The organism is Klebsiella sp. G-Nf4, assembly GCF_002810615.1.
GTDB classification, from domain to species: Bacteria; Pseudomonadota; Gammaproteobacteria; order Enterobacterales; family Enterobacteriaceae; genus Klebsiella; species Klebsiella variicola.
The window spans coordinates 153,309-171,162 of sequence record NZ_PION01000013.1 but is presented as its reverse complement, the minus strand read 5'-3'; the positions used below and the strand labels follow the sequence as shown (position 1 = coordinate 171,162).

15 protein-coding genes and 2 rRNA genes are annotated in these 17,854 nt (G+C 58.3%); 5 read left to right on the top strand and 12 right to left on the bottom strand.

What is annotated here, in order from left to right:
- From CWM57_RS23265 to CWM57_RS23245, 4 genes are all read left to right on the top strand, one after another.
- Positions 1–115 (top strand): 23S ribosomal RNA (locus CWM57_RS23265); the annotation flags it as partial.
- Between the two features lie 97 nt (positions 116–212).
- Positions 213–328: ribosomal RNA gene (rrf, locus tag CWM57_RS23260) — 5S ribosomal RNA — on the top strand.
- A gap of 382 nt (positions 329–710) precedes the next feature.
- Positions 711–986 (top strand): DUF2574 family protein, encoded by a 276-nt coding sequence (locus tag CWM57_RS23250; RefSeq protein ID WP_061155913.1) that lies wholly within the window; start codon positions 711–713, stop codon positions 984–986.
- A 323-nt stretch (positions 987–1,309) separates the two neighbouring features.
- Positions 1,310–1,627, top strand: a complete 318-nt coding sequence (locus tag CWM57_RS23245) for a hypothetical protein (RefSeq protein WP_074387190.1) — start codon at positions 1,310–1,312, stop codon at positions 1,625–1,627.
- Between the two features lie 40 nt (positions 1,628–1,667).
- On the opposite strand, the gene CWM57_RS23240 is transcribed toward CWM57_RS23245, so the two are convergent.
- From CWM57_RS23240 to CWM57_RS23230, 3 genes are read right to left on the bottom strand one after another with little or no spacing between them, the layout of a single operon-like run.
- Positions 1,668–2,792, bottom strand: coding sequence for an ABC transporter permease (locus CWM57_RS23240; protein ID WP_012969040.1), 1,125 nt, complete (start codon positions 2,790–2,792; stop codon positions 1,668–1,670).
- Positions 2,792–5,536, bottom strand: coding sequence for a ribosome-associated ATPase/putative transporter RbbA (gene rbbA, locus CWM57_RS23235; RefSeq protein ID WP_100676445.1), 2,745 nt, complete (start codon positions 5,534–5,536; stop codon positions 2,792–2,794). The genes CWM57_RS23240 and rbbA overlap by 1 nt, the downstream gene beginning before the upstream one ends.
- Positions 5,533–6,600 carry an HlyD family secretion protein gene (locus CWM57_RS23230; protein ID WP_074387188.1) on the bottom strand — a complete coding sequence of 356 codons (1,068 nt, stop codon included), beginning with the start codon at positions 6,598–6,600 and terminating at the stop codon, positions 5,533–5,535. Before CWM57_RS23230 ends, rbbA begins: the two co-directional genes overlap by 4 nt.
- Before the next feature lie 404 nt (positions 6,601–7,004).
- Here CWM57_RS23230 and CWM57_RS23225 point away from each other — a divergent pair, with 404 nt between their 5' ends.
- On the top strand, positions 7,005–8,399 hold the full coding sequence (locus CWM57_RS23225; protein WP_074387187.1) for a diguanylate cyclase: 1,395 nt from the start codon (positions 7,005–7,007) through the stop codon (positions 8,397–8,399).
- A 48-nt stretch (positions 8,400–8,447) separates the two neighbouring features.
- On the opposite strand, the gene trpS is transcribed toward CWM57_RS23225, so the two are convergent.
- The 9 genes from trpS to CWM57_RS23180 form a co-directional block, all read right to left on the bottom strand.
- Positions 8,448–9,455 carry a tryptophan--tRNA ligase gene (gene trpS, locus CWM57_RS23220; RefSeq protein WP_100676444.1) on the bottom strand — a complete coding sequence of 336 codons (1,008 nt, stop codon included), beginning with the start codon at positions 9,453–9,455 and terminating at the stop codon, positions 8,448–8,450.
- Between the two features lie 200 nt (positions 9,456–9,655).
- Complete coding sequence (locus CWM57_RS23215) at positions 9,656–9,985, bottom strand: DMT family transporter (RefSeq protein WP_004204123.1); 330 nt, start codon at positions 9,983–9,985, stop codon at positions 9,656–9,658.
- Between the two features lie 17 nt (positions 9,986–10,002).
- On the bottom strand, positions 10,003–10,416 hold the full coding sequence (locus CWM57_RS23210) for a DMT family transporter (protein WP_100632243.1): 414 nt from the start codon (positions 10,414–10,416) through the stop codon (positions 10,003–10,005).
- A gap of 31 nt (positions 10,417–10,447) precedes the next feature.
- Positions 10,448–11,116, bottom strand: a complete 669-nt coding sequence (locus CWM57_RS23205; RefSeq protein WP_100676443.1) for a hypothetical protein — start codon at positions 11,114–11,116, stop codon at positions 10,448–10,450.
- A 12-nt stretch (positions 11,117–11,128) separates the two neighbouring features.
- Complete coding sequence (locus CWM57_RS23200; RefSeq protein ID WP_100676442.1) at positions 11,129–11,749, bottom strand: phosphate propanoyltransferase; 621 nt, start codon at positions 11,747–11,749, stop codon at positions 11,129–11,131.
- Positions 11,749–12,162, bottom strand: a complete 414-nt coding sequence (locus CWM57_RS23195) for a BMC domain-containing protein (protein WP_074387182.1) — start codon at positions 12,160–12,162, stop codon at positions 11,749–11,751. Before CWM57_RS23195 ends, CWM57_RS23200 begins: the two co-directional genes overlap by 1 nt.
- Positions 12,163–12,174: 12 nt before the next feature.
- Positions 12,175–13,122: a choline TMA-lyase-activating enzyme gene (gene cutD / locus CWM57_RS23190; protein ID WP_032731573.1), complete on the bottom strand. Its 948-nt coding sequence runs from the start codon at positions 13,120–13,122 to the stop codon at positions 12,175–12,177.
- A gap of 85 nt (positions 13,123–13,207) precedes the next feature.
- Positions 13,208–16,594, bottom strand: a complete 3,387-nt coding sequence (gene cutC / locus CWM57_RS23185) for a choline trimethylamine-lyase (RefSeq protein WP_100676441.1) — start codon at positions 16,592–16,594, stop codon at positions 13,208–13,210.
- A 78-nt stretch (positions 16,595–16,672) separates the two neighbouring features.
- Positions 16,673–17,854, bottom strand: a complete 1,182-nt coding sequence (locus tag CWM57_RS23180) for a 1-propanol dehydrogenase PduQ (protein ID WP_074387179.1) — start codon at positions 17,852–17,854, stop codon at positions 16,673–16,675.

Genomic DNA, 17,854 nt, shown 5'->3' with positions numbered 1-17,854 from the left:
TGAGACTTTAAGTCTCCTGAAGGAACGTTGAAGACGACGACGTTGATAGGCCGGGTGTGTAAGCGCAGCGATGCGTTGAGCTAACCGGTACTAATGAACCGTGAGGCTTAACCTTACAACGCCGAAGATGTTTTGGCGGATTTGAGAGAATTTTCAGCTCTGATACAGATTAATCGATGCGTCCGGGTGACGTGTTGATAAAACAGAATTTGCCTGGCGGCACTAGCGCGGTGGTCCCACCTGACCCCATGCCGAACTCAGAAGTGAAACGCCGTAGCGCCGATGGTAGTGTGGGGTCTCCCCATGTGAGAGTAGGGAACTGCCAGGCATCAAATAAAGCAGAAAGCTCAGTCGAAAGACTGAGCTTTTTGTTTTGCGTTAAAAAAGAACCCCGGGCCGAAAGGTGCGGGGTTTTTTTGCTGTGTGAGTATATCTCCCCGGTGGCGCTGCGCTTACCGGGGCTACAAACCGGGGCTGACAGGTAGCCCGGACAAGGTGCGCAGCACCGCCTCCGGGGAAACATCCGGCCCGACCGCCTGGTTCGTTAACATCAGTAATATCTATCACATTAATAGGTTATCCTGGAATTGTCCTTATTAATAATATGGATTATCTTCCCTGCATGATGAATCAACGCATCATCTCTCCTGAGGGAGAAAAATAGAAAGCAACTCGCTTATTTCTCATCCTGTTAACTGGTTATAAATTCAATGAAAAAACCGCTAATTGGGATCCTGACTTTCGCTTATGGACTAAGCTTACCTCTGTTTGCTGCTGATACCGCCACATTAACGCTCTCCGGGCGGGTGGTTTCAGAAACCTGCAGTACCGATATCGTCAATAAACAACCTCAGCAGCGTTGTGGAAAGAATACCTATCTTATTGCTTCGCAAAATAGCGTGACGAATGCTCGTGGCGTGGTCACCCGGACGGTGAATTTACCGGATGATGCAAGTCGGAAAATAATTATCAGCAGCTACGATTAATATCATTTCTCTATTTCAGCGCCATTATATTGTACGTCGGCGAAATAATGGCGCTGCCTCTTCCTCCCGCAAAATAACGCGTTTACGATTCATAAAAAATATTTCCGTGACTGAATACTTCGCTCCCGGATGTATTGTGGCGAACGGCATGCTTCTTCCCTGTTTTTGTCTTAATGAGCTACATCATTAACACTTTGTTAACTTGATCTGGTTTATATGGCGGAAAATTTGTTATACAAAGAGGGATGATTGCCTGTATGGATGCTGCCCGAAATACCTTGCGAGACATATGCAGGTTATCGGCTGGCAATATGAGAATAGAAATGAAAATCCTGCTTAACTGGTCGCCACTGCGCCAGCTCTTCACTTACATTCAGGAGCGCTTTACCTTTCTGGTGCTGCTCTGCTGGCCAGCGATTATCTGGCTGTTCTGCCGGGTCGGGGTGTGGCTCACCGATAACGTGTACGAGCTGTTGGGGAAATCACCCGCGGAGTCCTTCACCGTCTATCTGCAGCCGTTTATGACCCCCGGTACGTTGCTGCGCATCTCCATCAGCTGGATTGTCTTATTGTTTATCCTGTTTAGTATGGCGATGGCCTTCACCTGGGGTTTACGTCGCTTTATGAACCGCCATAAATAAATCCCTGGGCCGCCGTCAGTCGACGGCCCTTCTTAAGCCCTTACGCCATCTCGCCAATAGTCTTACGAAAACGCAGCAACGCGATAGTAAAGAACACCCCGCCGATAGCCAGCAAGGTTAAGAACTGCGGCCAGACGATGGCAAAGCTGGCGCCACGGTACAGTATCGCCTGCGCCAGACTGACGAAGTGGGTGGTCGGCATGGTCAACATAATATCCTGTACCAGCTGCGGCATACTTTCCCGCGGTGTGGATCCGCCGGAAAGCATCTGTAGCGGCAGCAGCACCAGAATCATCAGCAGCCCCAGCTGCGGCATCGAGCGGGCGAGGGTGCCCATAAAAATACCGATTGAGGTCGTGGCGAACAGGCTGAGCGCCACCCCCAGCATAAACAGTGGGATCGACCCCTCAATGGGCACCTGCAAAATCCCCTGCACCATCAGTATCAGCGACAACCCGGAGACCACCAGCACCACCAGGCCCATCGACCAGATCTTGGCCATCATGATTTCAAACGGCGTTACTGGCATCACCAACAAGTGCTCTATGGTGCCATGTTCCCGCTCGCGGATCAGCGCCGAACCGGTGAGGACGATCGCCAGCATGGTGATGTTGTTGATGATTGCCATCACCGCGCCAAAGCGCTCCTGCTCAAGGTTAGGGTTAAAACGCATCCTTACTGCCAACTCTACCGGCAGCACGCTGTTATCCCGATAACGGGCGACAAAGCTGTTGACTTCGCCACTGATAATATTCTGGATATAGCCGTTACCGGTAAAGGCCTGACTCATTCGCGTGGCGTCAACGTTGACCTGGACTTCCGGCTGCCGACCGGCCAGCACATCGCGCTGGAAGTTAGGCGGGATGTTGATGGCGAAAGTGTAGCGCCCGGCATCCAGCCCGGCGTCCATCTCATCAGCGGTGATCAGCTCCGGCTCGAGAAACCAGGGACGGTAGAAAGCGTTAATAATGCGTGAAGAGAGCTGGGATTTATCCATATCAGCAACCGCGATCGGCGCCAGGTGTAGCGAACCGGGCATCACCGTGGCCGAGGAGTACACCGACACGGTAAAAGCAAACACGATCAGCGCCAGCATTGCTTTATCGCCGAGCAGGCTGCGCAGCTCTTTGACGCCAAGATTATAAATATTGCGTAATCCGCGCATCATCCCTCCTGTTTCTTCAGCAGCAGCACGCTCAGCCCGAGCACCAGCGGCACCGCAAGCAATAGCGGAATGAAGGAGCCCCACAAATCACTGAGATTCAGCGCCTTGGAGAAGGTGCCGCGAGCGATAGTCAGGAAGTGGCTAGTCGGATAAATTTGCCCAATCCAGCGCCCGGGCCCTTCCAGCGACGCCACCGGATCGATCATTCCGGAAAACTGGGTTGCCGGGATCAGCGTAATGATCGCGGTACCGAAAATGGCGGCGATTTGGCTCTTCATAAAGGTTGAGATCAGCAGCCCCAGACCGGTAGCGATGGTGACATACAGCAGCGCCGCCAGGGTCAGCGTCAGGAAGCTGCCCTTATGCGCGACGCCAAAGACAAAGACCGACAGCGCGCACAGCAGGAAGAAGTTAAACATCCCCAGTACGATGTAAGGCAGCTGCTTGCCGAGCAGGAATTCGCTGCGGGTAGTTGGCGTCACGTACAAGTTGATAATCGATCCGAGTTCTTTCTCTCGGACTACGCTCAGGGCGCTGAGCATCGCCGGGATCATCATCAACAGCAGCGGGATCACCGCCGGGACGATGGCCGGCAGGCTCTTCACGTCCGGATTATAGCGATAGCGGGTCTCGATGGAGATGAGTGAGGTATCGCGCTGTGGGCTGCTCTGCCGGCCAGCCATCTCCTGCAGCCAGGCGAGATGCATCGCCTGCACGTAGCCGCGCACGGTTTCCGCGCGGTTGGGCATCGCGCCGTCCACCCAGACGCCGATTTGCACCGGTGTGCCGCGGGCGATATCGCGACCAAAGTTCGGCGGGATCTCTATTGCCACCGCCAGTTCGCCGTCGCGCATCCGGCGGTCCAGTTCGTCATAACTGTGCAGCGGCGCCTGTTCGATAAAGTAGCGTGAGCCGGCGATATTCTGCGACCAGCCCTGGCTGCTGATGGTTTGATCGCGGTCGAGGACGGCAAAGCGCAGATCCTCAACGTCCATGCTGATCCCATAACCCATAATAAACATCAGGATCACCGTCCCCAGCAGCGCCAGCGTCGATCGCACCGGATCGCGGCGCAGCTCCAGCGCCTCGCGGCGGCTGTAGCTAAACAGGCGGCGTAGACTGAAGGCTTGCCGTGGGGCCGTGTGTTCCGAATGCGATGCGACAGCAGACGTGGGTTCATCTGGTACTGGAGAGGACGGTTGGGCCTCTTTAAGCCAGGCGATAAACGCCTCTTCGAGGCTGGCGGCTCCGCGCTGCTCGACCAGCGCCTGTGGCGTATCGCTGGCCAGCACCTTGCCAGCATGCATCAGGGAGATGCGATCGCAGCGTTCCGCTTCATTCATAAAGTGGGTGGAGATAAATATAGTCACACGATCCTGGCGCGCCAGGTCTACCATCAGCTGCCAGAACATATCGCGCGCCACCGGGTCGACGCCGGAGGTCGGCTCATCGAGGATCAGCATCTCCGGGCGGTGGATGACCGCCACTGCTAACGACAGGCGTTGACGGATCCCCAGCGGCAGATCGGCGGGAAGCGCGTCTTCAACCTCGGTCAGCATAAAGCGCTCGCTCATCTCAGCGACCCGGTTGGCTATTTCGTCGTCCGGGATATGAAACAGGCGGGCGTGCAGCTCGAGGTTTTGCCGAACGCTCAGTTCGCTGTAAAGCGAGAAGGCCTGTGACATGTAACCGACCCGCTGGCGGGTGGCGATATCCTTCGGGTCGACCGGCTGGCCGAACAGCCAGGCTTCACCTTCGCTGGCGGGCAGCAGGCCGGTGAGCATCTTCATGGTGGTGGATTTGCCGCAGCCGTTAGATCCAAGGAAGCCAAAGATTTCGCCGCGGGCGATGCGAAAGTTAACGTGGTCGACGGCAACAAAGTTGCCGAAGCGCATGGTCAGGCCGCGCGCTTCGATGGCGATCTCTTCCTCGCGGCTGTCGCGCGGCGGGATAACTACCGTCTTATGCGCCTGACGTTGTGCTTCTGGTAGCAGGGCGATAAACGCTTGCTCCAGGGTCTGGCTGCCGGTCTGGGCTTTGAGCTCCGCGGCGCTGCCGGTCGCCAGCACCTCGCCGGCATTCATCGCCACCAGCCAGTCAAAGCGCTCGGCCTCTTCCATGTAGGCGGTCGCCACCAGCACGCTCATCTCCGGCTGGCGCTGGCGAATACTGTCGATAAGCTCCCAGAACTGCGCTCGGGAAAGCGGGTCGACGCCGGTGGTCGGTTCATCAAGGATCAGCAACTGCGGGTCGTGGATCAGCGCGCAGCACAGGCCGAGCTTTTGCTTCATCCCACCGGAGAGTTTACCGGCGGGGCGATCGCGAAACGGCGCCAGCCCGGTGCTCTGCAGCAGCTCGTTGATGCGCAGTTCGCGCTCGGCTTTATCGTGGCCGAACAGGCGGGCGAAGAAGTCGACGTTTTCATACACCGAGAGGGTGTGATAGAGGTTTTTCCCCAGCCCCTGTGGCATCCACGCGATTTTCGGGCACACGTCGCGGCGGTGATGCACATCACGCATATCGCCGCCAAGCACCATCACGTTACCCTGTTCAATGGCCCGCGCCCCGGCGATCAGCGAGAGCAGGCTCGATTTGCCGACGCCGTCCGGGCCAATCAGACCAACCATACGCCGTGCCGGGATCGCCAGGCTGATATCCCGCAGCGCGATGGTGGCGCCATACTGCTGGCCAACGTTTTCCAGCAGGGCGACGGGGGGCGAGGTATCCTGCGGCGTCAGTTTCATTGCGGCAACCTCACCGTTAGCGCCTCAGGCCAGGGTTGTTGTTTATCCACCCGCACGTAAGCCATGCCGGGCAGGCCGGTTTTGACATATTCCAGATGCTGCGCCAGCAGCTCCGGCGGGATGCGTGCTTTGACGCGGAACATCAGCTTAAGGCGCTCGTCGCTGGTTTCTACCGTTTTCGGCGTGAACTGGGCGACGCTGGCGACAAAGCTGATGTTGGCCGGGATCACCAGATCCGGCGCGGCATCAAGGATCAAGCGCGCTTCGCTGCCGAGCGCCAGCAGGCCAGCCTGTTCGGTTGGCAGAAAGAAGGTCATGTAGACATCGGCGAGATCGACCATGTTCAGCACCCGGCCACCGGCGGCCAGTACTTCGCCTGGCTCAGCGACGCGATACTGAATGCGGCCATCACGCGGTGCTTTCAGCTCGCTATCGTCAATATCGGCAAGGATCCGCCGTTCGGTCGCCTGGGCGGCTTCGACGCGGGTTTGCGCCTGAATAATGCTGGTGCGGGCAGCTTCGATGGCGGCGCGGGCGGCAGAGACCTGGGCTTTTGCCGATTCCAGCGCCGCGCGGGCGCTCTCTGCTGCCGCGCGGTCGTCATCCAGCTGCTGGGCGGAGACGGCGCCTCGCTGCGACAGGGCATTCGAGCGGACATGGCGTTTCGCCGAGGAGTCCAGCTCCGCCTGGCGCTGCTTCACGACTGCTTCGCTGGCGCGCATTTCACTCTGCCGCTGATCGAGCAAGGCTCTGGCGGCGAGCACCGAGCTTTCCGCCTCCTTGATTTGTGCGGCGGCTTCAAGACGCTGCTCATTCAGTACGCGGGTATCCATCCTCGCGAGGACTTCTCCCTGACGCACAAACTGGCCCTCTTTGACCAAAATCGTGTCGATACGCCCGGCGATTTTACTGGCAATATCGACTTCGGTGGCTTCGATTCGGCCGTTGCTGCTGGCAAAACCGTCCGGGAGGCCTGGCGGGCGCAGCAGCCACCATGCGGCGGCGGCGAGCACCACCAGTAAGCCGACAAGATACCCTGCCCAACGTTTCTTTAATTTGTCCATACGCGACTCGCTTGATTCCCTTTGCTGAGTGGTGCGCGTGTTTCCTCCGCCGAGCGGAGCGTCCTCCTTGCGAGGGACGAAAAGGTGGGGGTAAAGGCCGCTGACGCAGCGCGGCGCCGCGTCGATGCGCCGCCGATCGCTGTGCTACTTATGTGGTCATCATCAGCGATCCAGGCCTTAATGAAACACGCATAGTGAGAGCTATCGTCATCGCGATAGTAACATTCGTGGCGATGTTGTCCATACGAAGTACGTGGTCTTGTCGGTGCGTTAACAGAAATCCCCAATGTCAGGATAAAACAGCGAAAACAGGCTGGTCCGTTTTGTTATCTGGTTGCCCCCCGGTAACTACGATATGATTCCGCTCCTGGCATTAAGAAACATCCGACGAGTGCTTTAATTTCATGAATGAAGAAAGCCAAAAATATATCGCCGTGATTTTTAAGGAATGGCTACCGCTGTATGACAGCCTGACGCCGGACGTCCGTGCATTGCTTAAAAAAATGGCTGATGAGCGATCGTCGATGTTAGCGACCCGCTTTTACGATTTTATTTTTCAGGATCCGGATATCGCCAGGCACCTCTCTTATGAGCTGGTTGAGGAACGTCTGAGCCGCTCTCTGGCGGGATGGGTGCAGCAGATCCTTACCTGTGAAAAAGAGGAGCTTCAGGCCCTCGCGGAGCGCCAGTATCAGATCGGCAACATTCATTCGCGGATTGGCATCCCGGCAGAGGCGGTGCTGCGCGGCGCGCGGCAGATAAAAGCCGGGCTGGTGGAGGCGATTCGTGACAGCCAGGTGGAGCGGGATACCGGGATAGCGGCTATCCATTACGCGATCATGGCGATAAATATGGCAGTGGAGATGATGTGTCACGCCTATACGCTGTCGCATTATCGGGCTACCAAAAATGAAGAAGCCTTTCGTCTGTACAGCCTGATGGATAACGTCCCGATGGAGTATGGCAAGCAGCAGGCATCGCTTTCGGGTTGGGAAAATAGTGCGATTTTTAATATCGTCAGCGAGAACAGGACGGACCTTAACGCAACGTTATTATCTGAATCCGAATTTGGTTTGTGGTTTCGCCATAAATGCGTTCGCTATTTTAACCACAATCCGCAGATGGGGGAGATTACTGAATTAATCGGTCAGGTGGATGCGTTGATTACCGAATGGCGGACCGCGGAACAGGATGCTGGTTATAAAAATACTCAGAGCCTGCTGCAAAGGATCCATATCCATTGTCAGCACATCAGCAGCCAACTGGGGGTATTGTTCAGTAGTCTGTCGCAGATGCAAAACGGCAAAGACGCGCTAACCAGCCTGCTTAACCGTCGCTATCTGCCGGTGGTGCTCAAGCATGAAGTCACCCTGGCGATTGAGTATGACCTGCCGCTGACGGTGGCAATTATCGATATTGATTTCTTTAAAGAGATCAATGACAAATGGGGCCATATGGTCGGCGACCGCGCCATTAAGCACGTAGCCGATCTGCTCAGCGATAATATTCGCTCCAGCGACTATCTCTTCCGCTACGGCGGTGAGGAGTTTCTGCTGGTGCTGGTGGAGACCCGTGCGGCAGAGGCTTCCCCTCTCCTTGAACGTCTGCGTAAAAAGATTGGCCAACTGGCGTTTAACGTTGGCGGCGACACGCAGATCCTGATTACCGCCAGCATTGGCTTTGCCGTCCACACGGGGCACCCCGATTACAACCTGCTGCTGCGCGACGCCGATAACGCGCTGTATGCCGCCAAGCGCGATGGGCGCAACTGCGTGAAGATGCACAAAGGTGGGGGATGAAACCGTAGCCCCGGTAAGCGTCGCGCGACCGGGGAAGGGATCTGAAACTCAGAACAGCACCGGCAGCCCCAGCCCGCGCTTCACTTCATATAGCGTCTGCTGCGTGAGATGGTGGGCGCGTTCGCTGCCTTGACGCAACAATTCCAGCAGCATTCCTTTATCCTGACTGTAAGTGGCCCGGCGTTCGCGGATTGGCGCCAGTAGCGCCTGCAGGCAGGTTTCCAGTTCATTCTTACACTGGCGATCGCCCAGCCCACCACGCTGATAGTGGGCTTTCATCTCAGCAACCAGCGCCTTATCGCTATGGAAAGCGTCGAGATAGGTGAACACCACGTTGCCGTCGACGTGCCCCGGATCGCTGACTCTCAGATGCGTCGGATCGGTATACATCGCGCTGACCGCGCGGTGGATCTCCTCTTCACTGGCCGATAACGTCAGCGTATTGCCCAGCGATTTCGACATTTTGGCGTTACCGTCGACGCCCGGCAGGCGGCCCACTTCGCTGAGTAACGCTTTGCAGTGGCGCAGCACCGGTTCGCCGGTCAGGCTATTCATTTTGTGGACGATCTCGTTGGTCTGCTCAATCATCGGTAGCTGATCGTCGCCCACCGGCACCAGCTCGGCTTTGAAGGCGGTGATATCGGCGGCCTGGCTAATCGGATAGGCGAGAAAGCCCACCGGCAGCGAGCGGGCGAATCCCTTCTGGGCAATTTCATTTTTGACCGTTGGGTTACGCTCTACGCGGGCGACGGTGACGATATTCATATACAGCGCGCTGAGCTCCGCCAGCGCCGGCAGAGCGGACTGCAGGCAAATAGTGGTGAGCCTGGGGTCGATGCCGACGGCCAGATAATCGGCCATGACTTCGAGGATATGGTGGCTGATTTTTTGTGGGTTGCTGCCGTTATCGGTGAGCCCTTGCAGGTCGGCGATCAGGATAAATTGCTGGTGGTCGTGCTGCAGCGCGACGCGCTGGCGCAGCGAGCCGACGTAGTGGCCAAGATGTAGTTGGCCGGTCGGGCGGTCGCCGGTGAGGATGGTTTGTGGATGGTTCATCAGGGACTCCTTATCAGACTGTTCAGCCGAAAGACGTCCTGGAAATAACAAAGCCGCCTTCCGGCGGCTTTGAAAATGGAAACGTGTATCGTGCCGCCTGTTATGCAGGCAGCCACCAATGACGGGGGTAAGTAACGATAACGTTTCTGTTCATCTTTTTATCCTGCCACGAAATCACGGCGGGGTAAACCCGCCTCGTATTACATGGTCGAGAAGACGTTCATGATCACGCCGCCGGAGATAATCAGCGCCATGGCGATGATGGCCGCCAGGTCCGGTTTCTGCTTATAGAGGATCATGGAGCAGATCGTCACACCGACGATACCGAAGCCGCACCACAGCGAGTAGGCCACGCCCACCGGAATAGTGCTCATCGCGCGGGTGAGGGCGAAGTAGCACAGGCCGTAGGCGCAGACCACCAGCACTGAAGGGGCCAGTTTGCTGAAGCCGTTGGTTTTTTTGATCATCGAGGTGCCGGTGATTTCGGAGCCGATAGACAGCGCCAGCCATAAAAATCCGAGATTAAACATAGGGTGTTCCTTTCCTGTTAGTTGGCGATTTTCTTATCCATGGAGGCGACTGGCGTGACGGGGGTGGCCTCTTCGCTCTCTTCCGAACCCATTTTCGAGAACAGGTTCATGATAACGATGCCGCTGGCGATCACTGCCATGCCGATGATGGCGGCGGTATCCGGGTGCTGGCCGTAAAACGCCATTCCCAGCGTCGAGACCACCAGGATGCCGGTGCCGGACCAGGTGGCGTATGCCAGACCGACCGGAATATCTTTCACCGCCCGCGACAACGAGTAATAACAGGTGCAGTAGAGCGCAATCAGCAGCCCGAGCAGCAGCATTTTGGTGCTGCCTTCGCTGCTACCGAACATTTTTAACGTCGAGGTTGCCGAGGTTTCGGAGAGGATAACCAGCAACATCCATAACCAGCATTTTGTTTTCGAAGACATCGTTAAGCTCCAGGTTTATCGTTGGGTAAGGTCATATCTTTTTGTTTTTTAAGTAATCAATGGCCGCATCGGTCAGCTGCGCGTGCGGAGTCGCTGCCAACGCTGGATTATTCACCACGTCTGTGACGGTGAGATAACGGCGCGGTTCGCTGTTGGCGGTGGCAGGCGCGGTGGGTGCGTCCAGCTTCGCCAGCAGCTCATTCATGGTGCCGAGGAAGACGCCGCAGACTTCCAGACGAGTCAGCGTGGCCTGCAGTTGTCCGGTATAGGCGCTGTCGGCCTGCGCCCCGCGCAACTGGTTGAGTTCGCTGAGCGGATCGCAGTGGTAGCGCAGCGCCAGCACTGGAATACCCGTCAGCAGCGCCTCGTGCGCGCAGCGGGCGAGCGGACTGCGCAGCGTGCCGTTCAGCAGATCCGAGGCCAGCGTATAATCGAGAAACGGTAGCAACACCGCCCGCCACGGCGCTGACGGCAGGGCATCCTGCCACGCTGACGGAGCGAGAATTTCGCCCGTCGCTTGCCACGCATCGGCATCGGCGAGGCCCTCTTCAAGGGCGATACGCAGCGGGTAGCCGCAGCCCGCCAGGCGTTGGCGGATTGCCGCGCGGTAGCCGTCAGCGGCGGTCACCATCACCAGTACCGGCGGCCGCAGGCGCTGTAAAATTCGCGCGACTATACCTTCCATCTGTTCGTCGGTCATAGCGAGCCTCCGTTAGCCGATGAGCGTCACCTGCGCGCCGTTTTTCAACCCGGCGGCATTGGCTTCTTCGGTATCGATATGGAACTCAAGTGCGAAGTCATCGCGCACGCGCACCACCACTTCATCGAAGGTCAGCTGGCGTTCGCCGTTGCTGCGCACGCTGACCTTCTGGCCGTTGCTGACGTTGAGCTGGCGCGCGTCCTGCGGCGACATATGAATATGCCGCCAGGCGCAGATCACCTGCGAATGGAGTTCAACGTGGCCAGCGGGCCCAATCAGCAGCGCGCTGCCGGTATTCTCCAACTGGCCGGACTCACGAACCGGCGCCTTAATACCCAGCGTGAAACAGTCGGCGCGCGATACTTCCAGTTGCGATACCGGGCGGGTCGGCCCGAGGACGCGGACGTTGGTCAGCGAGCCTTTCGGCCCGACAACGGTCACGCACTCCTGGGCGGCGAACTGCCCCGGCTGGCGCAGCGGTTTGAACGGCGTCAGGCTGTAGCCTTTGCCGAATAGCGCCTCGACGTCCTGTTGCGCGAGATGGACGTGGCGGTTGGAGATCCCCACCGGGATCGCCGGCGCCGTTGCGCTCAGGCGGGTGGTGATTTTTTCGCGAAGCAGGGTGTCTATCATCACTTCTTCCCTTTCTTCAGCGTTGGGTTTTTATCTTCCGTTGCCTGCGGGGCGGCCTGCGGCGCGGAGGGAACGATCGCTTCTGGCGCGGCGGCGACAGCGACAGCTGCTGGGGCGGTGGGCTGCTTCGCGCGCGGTGGGTTGCCTTTGAGGTTGCTTAACGCTTCAACCACGCAGCGCTCAGGGCGGGCAATCACCAATGACTTCACGGTGTGCTCGGCGCCTGCCACCGCCACGCCGCGTTCAATGGCGGTGTGGATGGCGCTGATCTCCCCTTCAAAGCAGACGCTCACCAGCCCGGAGCCTGGTTTGCGATAGCCAATGCAGGTGACTCCCGCGGCTTTACAGGCGGCGTCGACGGCCTGAATGGCGGCGACCCATCCTCGCGTTTCAATTACGCCTAAACTTTTCATGGTCGGCTCCTGTTAATGGCGGACTAAGCGAATATCAAAATCAAATTGCCGGAAGAAGGTTTCCAGCCGGTCCAGTTCGTCCGGTGAATAAGACGGGTCCTGGGTAATCGGGTAGGGCATATCCAGGCGTTCGTACTTTTTGCGTCCCAGCTGGTGGTACGGCAGCATGTCGATGCGGCGGATATTCCCGCGCTTCGCCAGCTTCTGTACGTAATCAATGGCACCGGTAATGGCGTCGAATGAGTCGTTGTAGCCGCGAATGAGCGGCATACGCACAATGACGTTGGCGCCGGAATCCACCAGCCATTCGAGATTGCGGCGGATCCCTTCGTTGCCGATGCCGAGCATCGCCCTGTGGTGATCGCTGTTGATCTGCTTAATGTCGAACAAGAAGGTGTCGGTGACCGGCGCCAGCTTTTGGTAGTTGGCAAGCGGGGTAGTGCCCTGGGTTTCGACGGCGGTGTTAATCATCATCTTTTTGCATTCGCTGAATAAGGCGACGGCAAAATCGGTCTGCAGGCTCATCTCGCCGCCGCCGATGGTGACGCCGCCGCCGGAGGAGATGTAGAAGTCGTAGTCCTGCATGATGATCTCCATCAGCTCGCTGACGGTGACGTCCTTGCCCATAATGTCCAGCGCGTTCTGGGTGCAAATCTCTTCGCATTTGCGACAGCCGATGCAGTCTTTATTGCGGTCGACGAAGTGCTTCATTTCACCGTTTTCTTCCGCCCGATAATGAATACCCGCCGGACAGACGCTGACGCAGTCGCCGCAGTTAATGCATTTGTCGTGCGAGAACATCACCTGGAACTGGCTGCTCAGCCCTTCCGGGTTGGCGCACCACGGGCAGCGAATGTTGCAGCCCTTAAAAAACACCAGCGTGCGAATGCCATCGCCGTCATAGATCGAATATTTCTGGATATTGAAAATTCGGCCCGTTAATTCTTGTTTTGCGATCACGCTTGCCTCCCGCTCCGTCCCGTTACGGGACGGAGAACTTCCGGTTATTTCTCAAATACAGCTCATTCAATTCTCTTTAAGAGAACTAGAACTTCTCAATCACCGTACGGCTGATGATCTCGTCCTGGACCTCTTTGCACAGCTCGACGAAGTAGGCGCTGTAGCCGGCGACGCGAACGATCAGGTCGCGGTATTTCTCCGGCTCCTGCTGCGCTTTCTTCAGCACTTCGTTATCGACGTAGCTGAACTGCATCTGGCCGTTGCCGAGAATCGAGGCGGTACGCAGCAAGGTAATCAAGCCGTGGCGACCTTCCGGGGTATCGAGCAGCCCTTTGAGGAACTTGAAGTTGTGCACCATGCCGATGTTCATGGTTTCCACATTCATCTTGCTGACCGACTTGATAATCGCGGTCGGGCCTTGTTTATCCGCGCCCTGGGTTGGGCTGATGCCGTCGGAGAGCGGCATCCACGCCAGGCGGCCGTTCGGCGTGGCGTTGGTCAGCTCGCCGATTGGCGTGTTGTTGGAGATAGACAGGGTGCCGTGGCTGAGGGTCGAGTAGAGCATCTTGTACTTACGGCACTCTTTCTCGGTCCATTCGGTAATATCCAGCGCGTACTGGTCGGCGTAGTTATCGTCGTTACCGTATTTCGGCGCGTTCAGGCAGTCGCGGCGCAGTGCTTCGTAACCTTCAAAGTTGGCCAGCAGCGCATCGCGGATTTGATCAAGGGTGTATTTCTTCTCTTCAAACACCAGCTTGCGGATCGCCGCCATCGAATCGACGTAGGTCGCCAGACCGGAGAAAATCAGCCCCGGCCCGTGGTTGACCATCGCCCCGCCGGCGGCGACGTCTTTACCGCTTTCCATACAGCCTTCGACCAGCAGCGACATCAGCGGCTTCGGCGCCACGTCGCGGTGAACGCGCTGGCTGATGACGGTACCGATGGCCGACAGGCGCACGATATGGGCAATCTGCTGTTTTACCGCCGCGTCGAATGCTTCGAAGGTGCGCAGGTCGCGCAGGTCGCCGGTATCCAGCCCCTGATAGCTGTCGAACAGCACCATCCGTCCGCGATTAAGCACGAATTCAATCGCGATAGGCCACTGGGTGTAGCCGGTAGAGGTCCACTGGTAGATGCGCCCGGATTTCTGCGGCTCAACGCAGCCCATCAGGCAGTAGTCGCGGGCGTCTTCAAAATCGAAGCCCTTGCGCAGCATCATCTTGATGTGGGAATCATCGAAGTGGCAGGCCGGGAAGCCCATTCCCGCTTTCACCACGTCGACGATTTTTTCCATGTACTTCTGCGGCGACTGGTTGTGGATACGGCAGGCCAGCGACGGCTGGTACACCTTCACGAAGCGCACCGCGTCCATAATCAGGTAGGTCAGATCGTTACAGGCGTCGCCGCCGCTGCGTTTCTGGCCGCCAACGGTGAGGTTGATAAACGGCTGATAACCGGCGAAATATTTCGCTCCCAGCTCGCTCGACATCCACATCAGTTCGGCACATTTGATGATGAATGCCTGCAGCAGCTCCAGCGCGGTCTCGTGGGTCAGGCGGCCTTCGCGGATATCGGCTTCGAACATCGGGTAGCAGTACTGGTCGACGCGGCCCAGCGACAGCCCGGTCTGGTTCTCTTCGATTTCAAACAGTGATTCGACGGTCCAGATGCTCTGCAGCGCTTCCTGCAGGGTCTTCGGCGGATTGGCCGGCACGTTTTCGTTCACTTCGGCGATGGTCAGCAGCTCGGCGCGACGCTGGGCGTTTTGCTCTTTAGCCGCCAGTTCGCGGGCGCGGTCGGCGATACAGCGGGCATAGTTGACCACCCCTTCACAGGTTTCGATTGCCGCTTTGTAGTAGTAGATGCGATCGATATCTTCCGGGTTTTCCATGCTCAGGTTGGCCAGATGCGCTTCGGCATCGGCTTTAATCCCATTCATCCCTTTGGTGAACAGCAGCACGTCGTAGCCCGGACAGGTATCGCCGCCGCCGTTAATCTGGTGATAGGAGAGATCGCTGACGAAAGTCTCGCCGCTGAAGGCCCAGACGCCGGCCTCACGGTATTGCGCTTCGCAAATCTCATCCAGCGAACGGCCTTCCCAGAACGGGACGATCTCTTCGCGAATGGTTTTTTTATCCGCTTCGCTGATCTCAAACGGATCCTGCGGACGGGTACTCATGGTGTCGAGCTCGTCGCGCACCCAGCGCCAGGCGATATCCGGCGAGAAGGCGCCCGCGCGCGGCTTGCCGCACGGATGGCCGACGATCAGCTCATCGTCCTGAATCAGAATCGGCGCGGTTTCGCAGGCGTGGCGGAAGGCTTTTGCCCGCAGCAGAATGGTCGGCATGCCAGGGTTGGCTTTGACCACTTCGGTAAAGGCCAGCGCGCGATAGATAGAGACGCTCGGGCGTACCGTCAGGTAGTGATTACGCAGGCGCTGCATACGCGGGGTTAAGCCTTCCATCGCCGGCGTGTCGGCGCAGGCGGCGAACGGCGCGTGGTTAACCGGCTGTACGCCGCTAAACAGACGCACCGGCAGATTCAGCGCGCTGAGGTTGCGCTGGGCGCTGATAAACATCGCCGAGAGTTCGTTCACTTCGGCGTTATCAAAAGCGGCGCCGCGCAGCATGGCGTCGAGCATCGGATAGCCGTCAATGGCGCAGGCGGCGCGGACTTCGCTCAGCTCCGCCAGCTTGAACCACAGGCACTCCACGATCTCATACGCCTGCTGGGTATTCAGCGCGCCGCTGTTGATATCGCGCTGATAATAAGGCAGCAGCGCGATATCCGCCCCTTGCGGGTTAACCGCATAGCTGCCGTTGTCCAGCTGTAGCGCCAGCTGGAACAGATAGAATGCCTGGCAGGCTTCTTTGAAATTACGCGCCGGATGGGCCGGAACGTGGTGCAGAATGGCCGCGCTATCGAGCAGCTCGGCTTTGCGATAAGCATTGGTTTCCGCGGCCGCCAGCTGTTCGGCGCTGTTGGCCAGATTTTGCGCCAGCGCCAGCAGGGCGTCGCAGGCGTAGATGGCGGCGCGACAGCCGTTGACTTCATCCATACCGCTGCGGCTGACCGCGCTACCGAGGGCGCGGGTTTTCTCTTCTAACTGGTGCTTAATCGCCAGCACGCCTTTTTCGACCACCAGTTTGTAATCCGGCGAGTCCAGCTCGCTATTGAGGTTGAGGAACTGGAAAACCGATGGACGACGGGTCGCGTTTTCGTCATGGAAAATCGCCCCGTGCGGTTTACGGGTCTGGTTGCCGACGATCAGCTCGTCGGCGCTGATGGTCAGCGGCAGCTGGCGCATCAGTTCATAGAAGCGGCGCGCCGGTTTAACGGCGGCGGGAACGCCCGCGATGTCGCCATCAAGAGCGTTCAGTGTGGTGGCATGTTCGGTGCACAGAGTGCTTTTCTGGGCGAGTAAACGGTCTGCCAGCACTTTTACGCGCGGCGTTAAGTTGTAGTGTGCCATGAAGTATTCTCCAGATGTTCTTGTTAGTTGCCCGCATTGTTGCCGGGTGGCGCTGCGCTGACCCGGCCTACTCGCGCGTTATCCGTAGGCCCGTGCAAGCGGAGCGCCGCCGGGCGATTCCAGGCAACCGGACCAGGCCTGGCGATAAAGTTCGGTTAACGCGTTAGCGTCTGGCGCGCGTGGGTTGGTCGGGGTACAGCTGTCGCGCAGCGCCTGGCCGACCATCTCCGGCAAACGGCGGTCGAATTCAGCCGCCTCGATGCCGGTTTCGCTGATGCCGGAGGGCATGCTTAGTTCGTCTTTTAACGCCTGAATGGCGACCAGCAGGCTGGCGACGCCCTGGCGTGGCGAGGCGGCAGGCAGATCCAGCAGATGCGCCAGCCGGGCATATTTCGTTGCCGCGAGGGTGTCGCACTGGCCGTGGAAATCGGCGTTCCAGGCGACGACGTGCGCCATCAGCAGGGCGTTGGCGCGGCCATGGGGCACGCGGAAGACGCCGCCGAGGGCGTGGGCCAGGCTGTGGGTTATCCCCAGCGACGCGTTGGTGAAGGCCATCCCCGCCATGCAGGAGGCGTTATGCATCTTTTCGCGCGCCTGCAGGTTGTCGCCGCTGCGCCAGCAGGTCGGCAGGTAGCGGAACACCTGCTGCACCACTTTCTCCGCCAGCGCGTCGGAAAAGTCGCTGGCGGCGCGGGAGACGTAGGCTTCAAGGGCGTGACACAGCACGTCCATGCCTGTGTCGGCGGTAATCGCCGGCGGCACTGAAGCCACCAGCGCCGGGTCAAGAATGGCGATATCCGGCAGCAATGACGCGTCCACCAGCACCAGCTTCTCCGCGTTGGCTTTCACCACCGAAAAGGCGGTGACTTCCGAACCGGTGCCGCTGGTGGTTGGGATGGCGACAAAGCATGGACGCGGGCGATCAGTCTGCGGACGGGTTTGCGCCAGGGAGAAAATAACCGCTTTGGCGGCATCGATGACCGAACCGCCGCCGAGCGCGATAACCAGATCCGGATAGTGGCTATCCATTAACTTCATGCCGCGCACCACGGTAGCGATATCCGGATCCGCCACCACGTCATCCCACATCTGCCAGGCGATCCCGCGCTGGCGCAGCAGGGCGGTGACGCGCTCGGCGAGGCCAAACTTGACCATCGCTTTATCGGTCACCAGCAGCACGCTGCGGGCGGAGAGTTCGTTCAACACCGAGAGGGCGTCCTGACCGAAGCAAATCCGCGGTTTCAGTAAAAATTCACTCAT

Bases quoted from the DNA above. Each gene is read 5' to 3' on its own strand.
- CWM57_RS23240 (WP_012969040.1), bottom strand. From the start codon at position 2,792: ATGCGCGGATTACGCAATATTTATAATCTTGGCGTCAAAGAGCTGCGC.
- CWM57_RS23245 (WP_074387190.1), top strand. From the start codon at position 1,310: ATGAAAATCCTGCTTAACTGGTCGCCACTGCGCCAGCTCTTCACTTAC.
- CWM57_RS23250 (WP_061155913.1), top strand. From the start codon at position 711: ATGAAAAAACCGCTAATTGGGATCCTGACTTTCGCTTATGGACTAAGC.
- CWM57_RS23205 (WP_100676443.1), bottom strand. From the start codon at position 11,116: ATGACCGACGAACAGATGGAAGGTATAGTCGCGCGAATTTTACAGCGC.
- cutC (WP_100676441.1), bottom strand. From the start codon at position 16,594: ATGGCACACTACAACTTAACGCCGCGCGTAAAAGTGCTGGCAGACCGT.
- CWM57_RS23180 (WP_074387179.1), bottom strand. From the start codon at position 17,854: ATGAGTGAATTTTTACTGAAACCGCGGATTTGCTTCGGTCAGGACGCC.
- CWM57_RS23215 (WP_004204123.1), bottom strand. From the start codon at position 9,985: ATGTTTAATCTCGGATTTTTATGGCTGGCGCTGTCTATCGGCTCCGAA.
- trpS (WP_100676444.1), bottom strand. From the start codon at position 9,455: ATGAACCATCCACAAACCATCCTCACCGGCGACCGCCCGACCGGCCAA.
- CWM57_RS23195 (WP_074387182.1), bottom strand. From the start codon at position 12,162: ATGAAAAGTTTAGGCGTAATTGAAACGCGAGGATGGGTCGCCGCCATT.
- rbbA (WP_100676445.1), bottom strand. From the start codon at position 5,536: ATGAAACTGACGCCGCAGGATACCTCGCCCCCCGTCGCCCTGCTGGAA.
- CWM57_RS23225 (WP_074387187.1), top strand. From the start codon at position 7,005: ATGAATGAAGAAAGCCAAAAATATATCGCCGTGATTTTTAAGGAATGG.
- CWM57_RS23200 (WP_100676442.1), bottom strand. From the start codon at position 11,749: ATGATAGACACCCTGCTTCGCGAAAAAATCACCACCCGCCTGAGCGCA.
- CWM57_RS23210 (WP_100632243.1), bottom strand. From the start codon at position 10,416: ATGTCTTCGAAAACAAAATGCTGGTTATGGATGTTGCTGGTTATCCTC.
- CWM57_RS23230 (WP_074387188.1), bottom strand. From the start codon at position 6,600: ATGGACAAATTAAAGAAACGTTGGGCAGGGTATCTTGTCGGCTTACTG.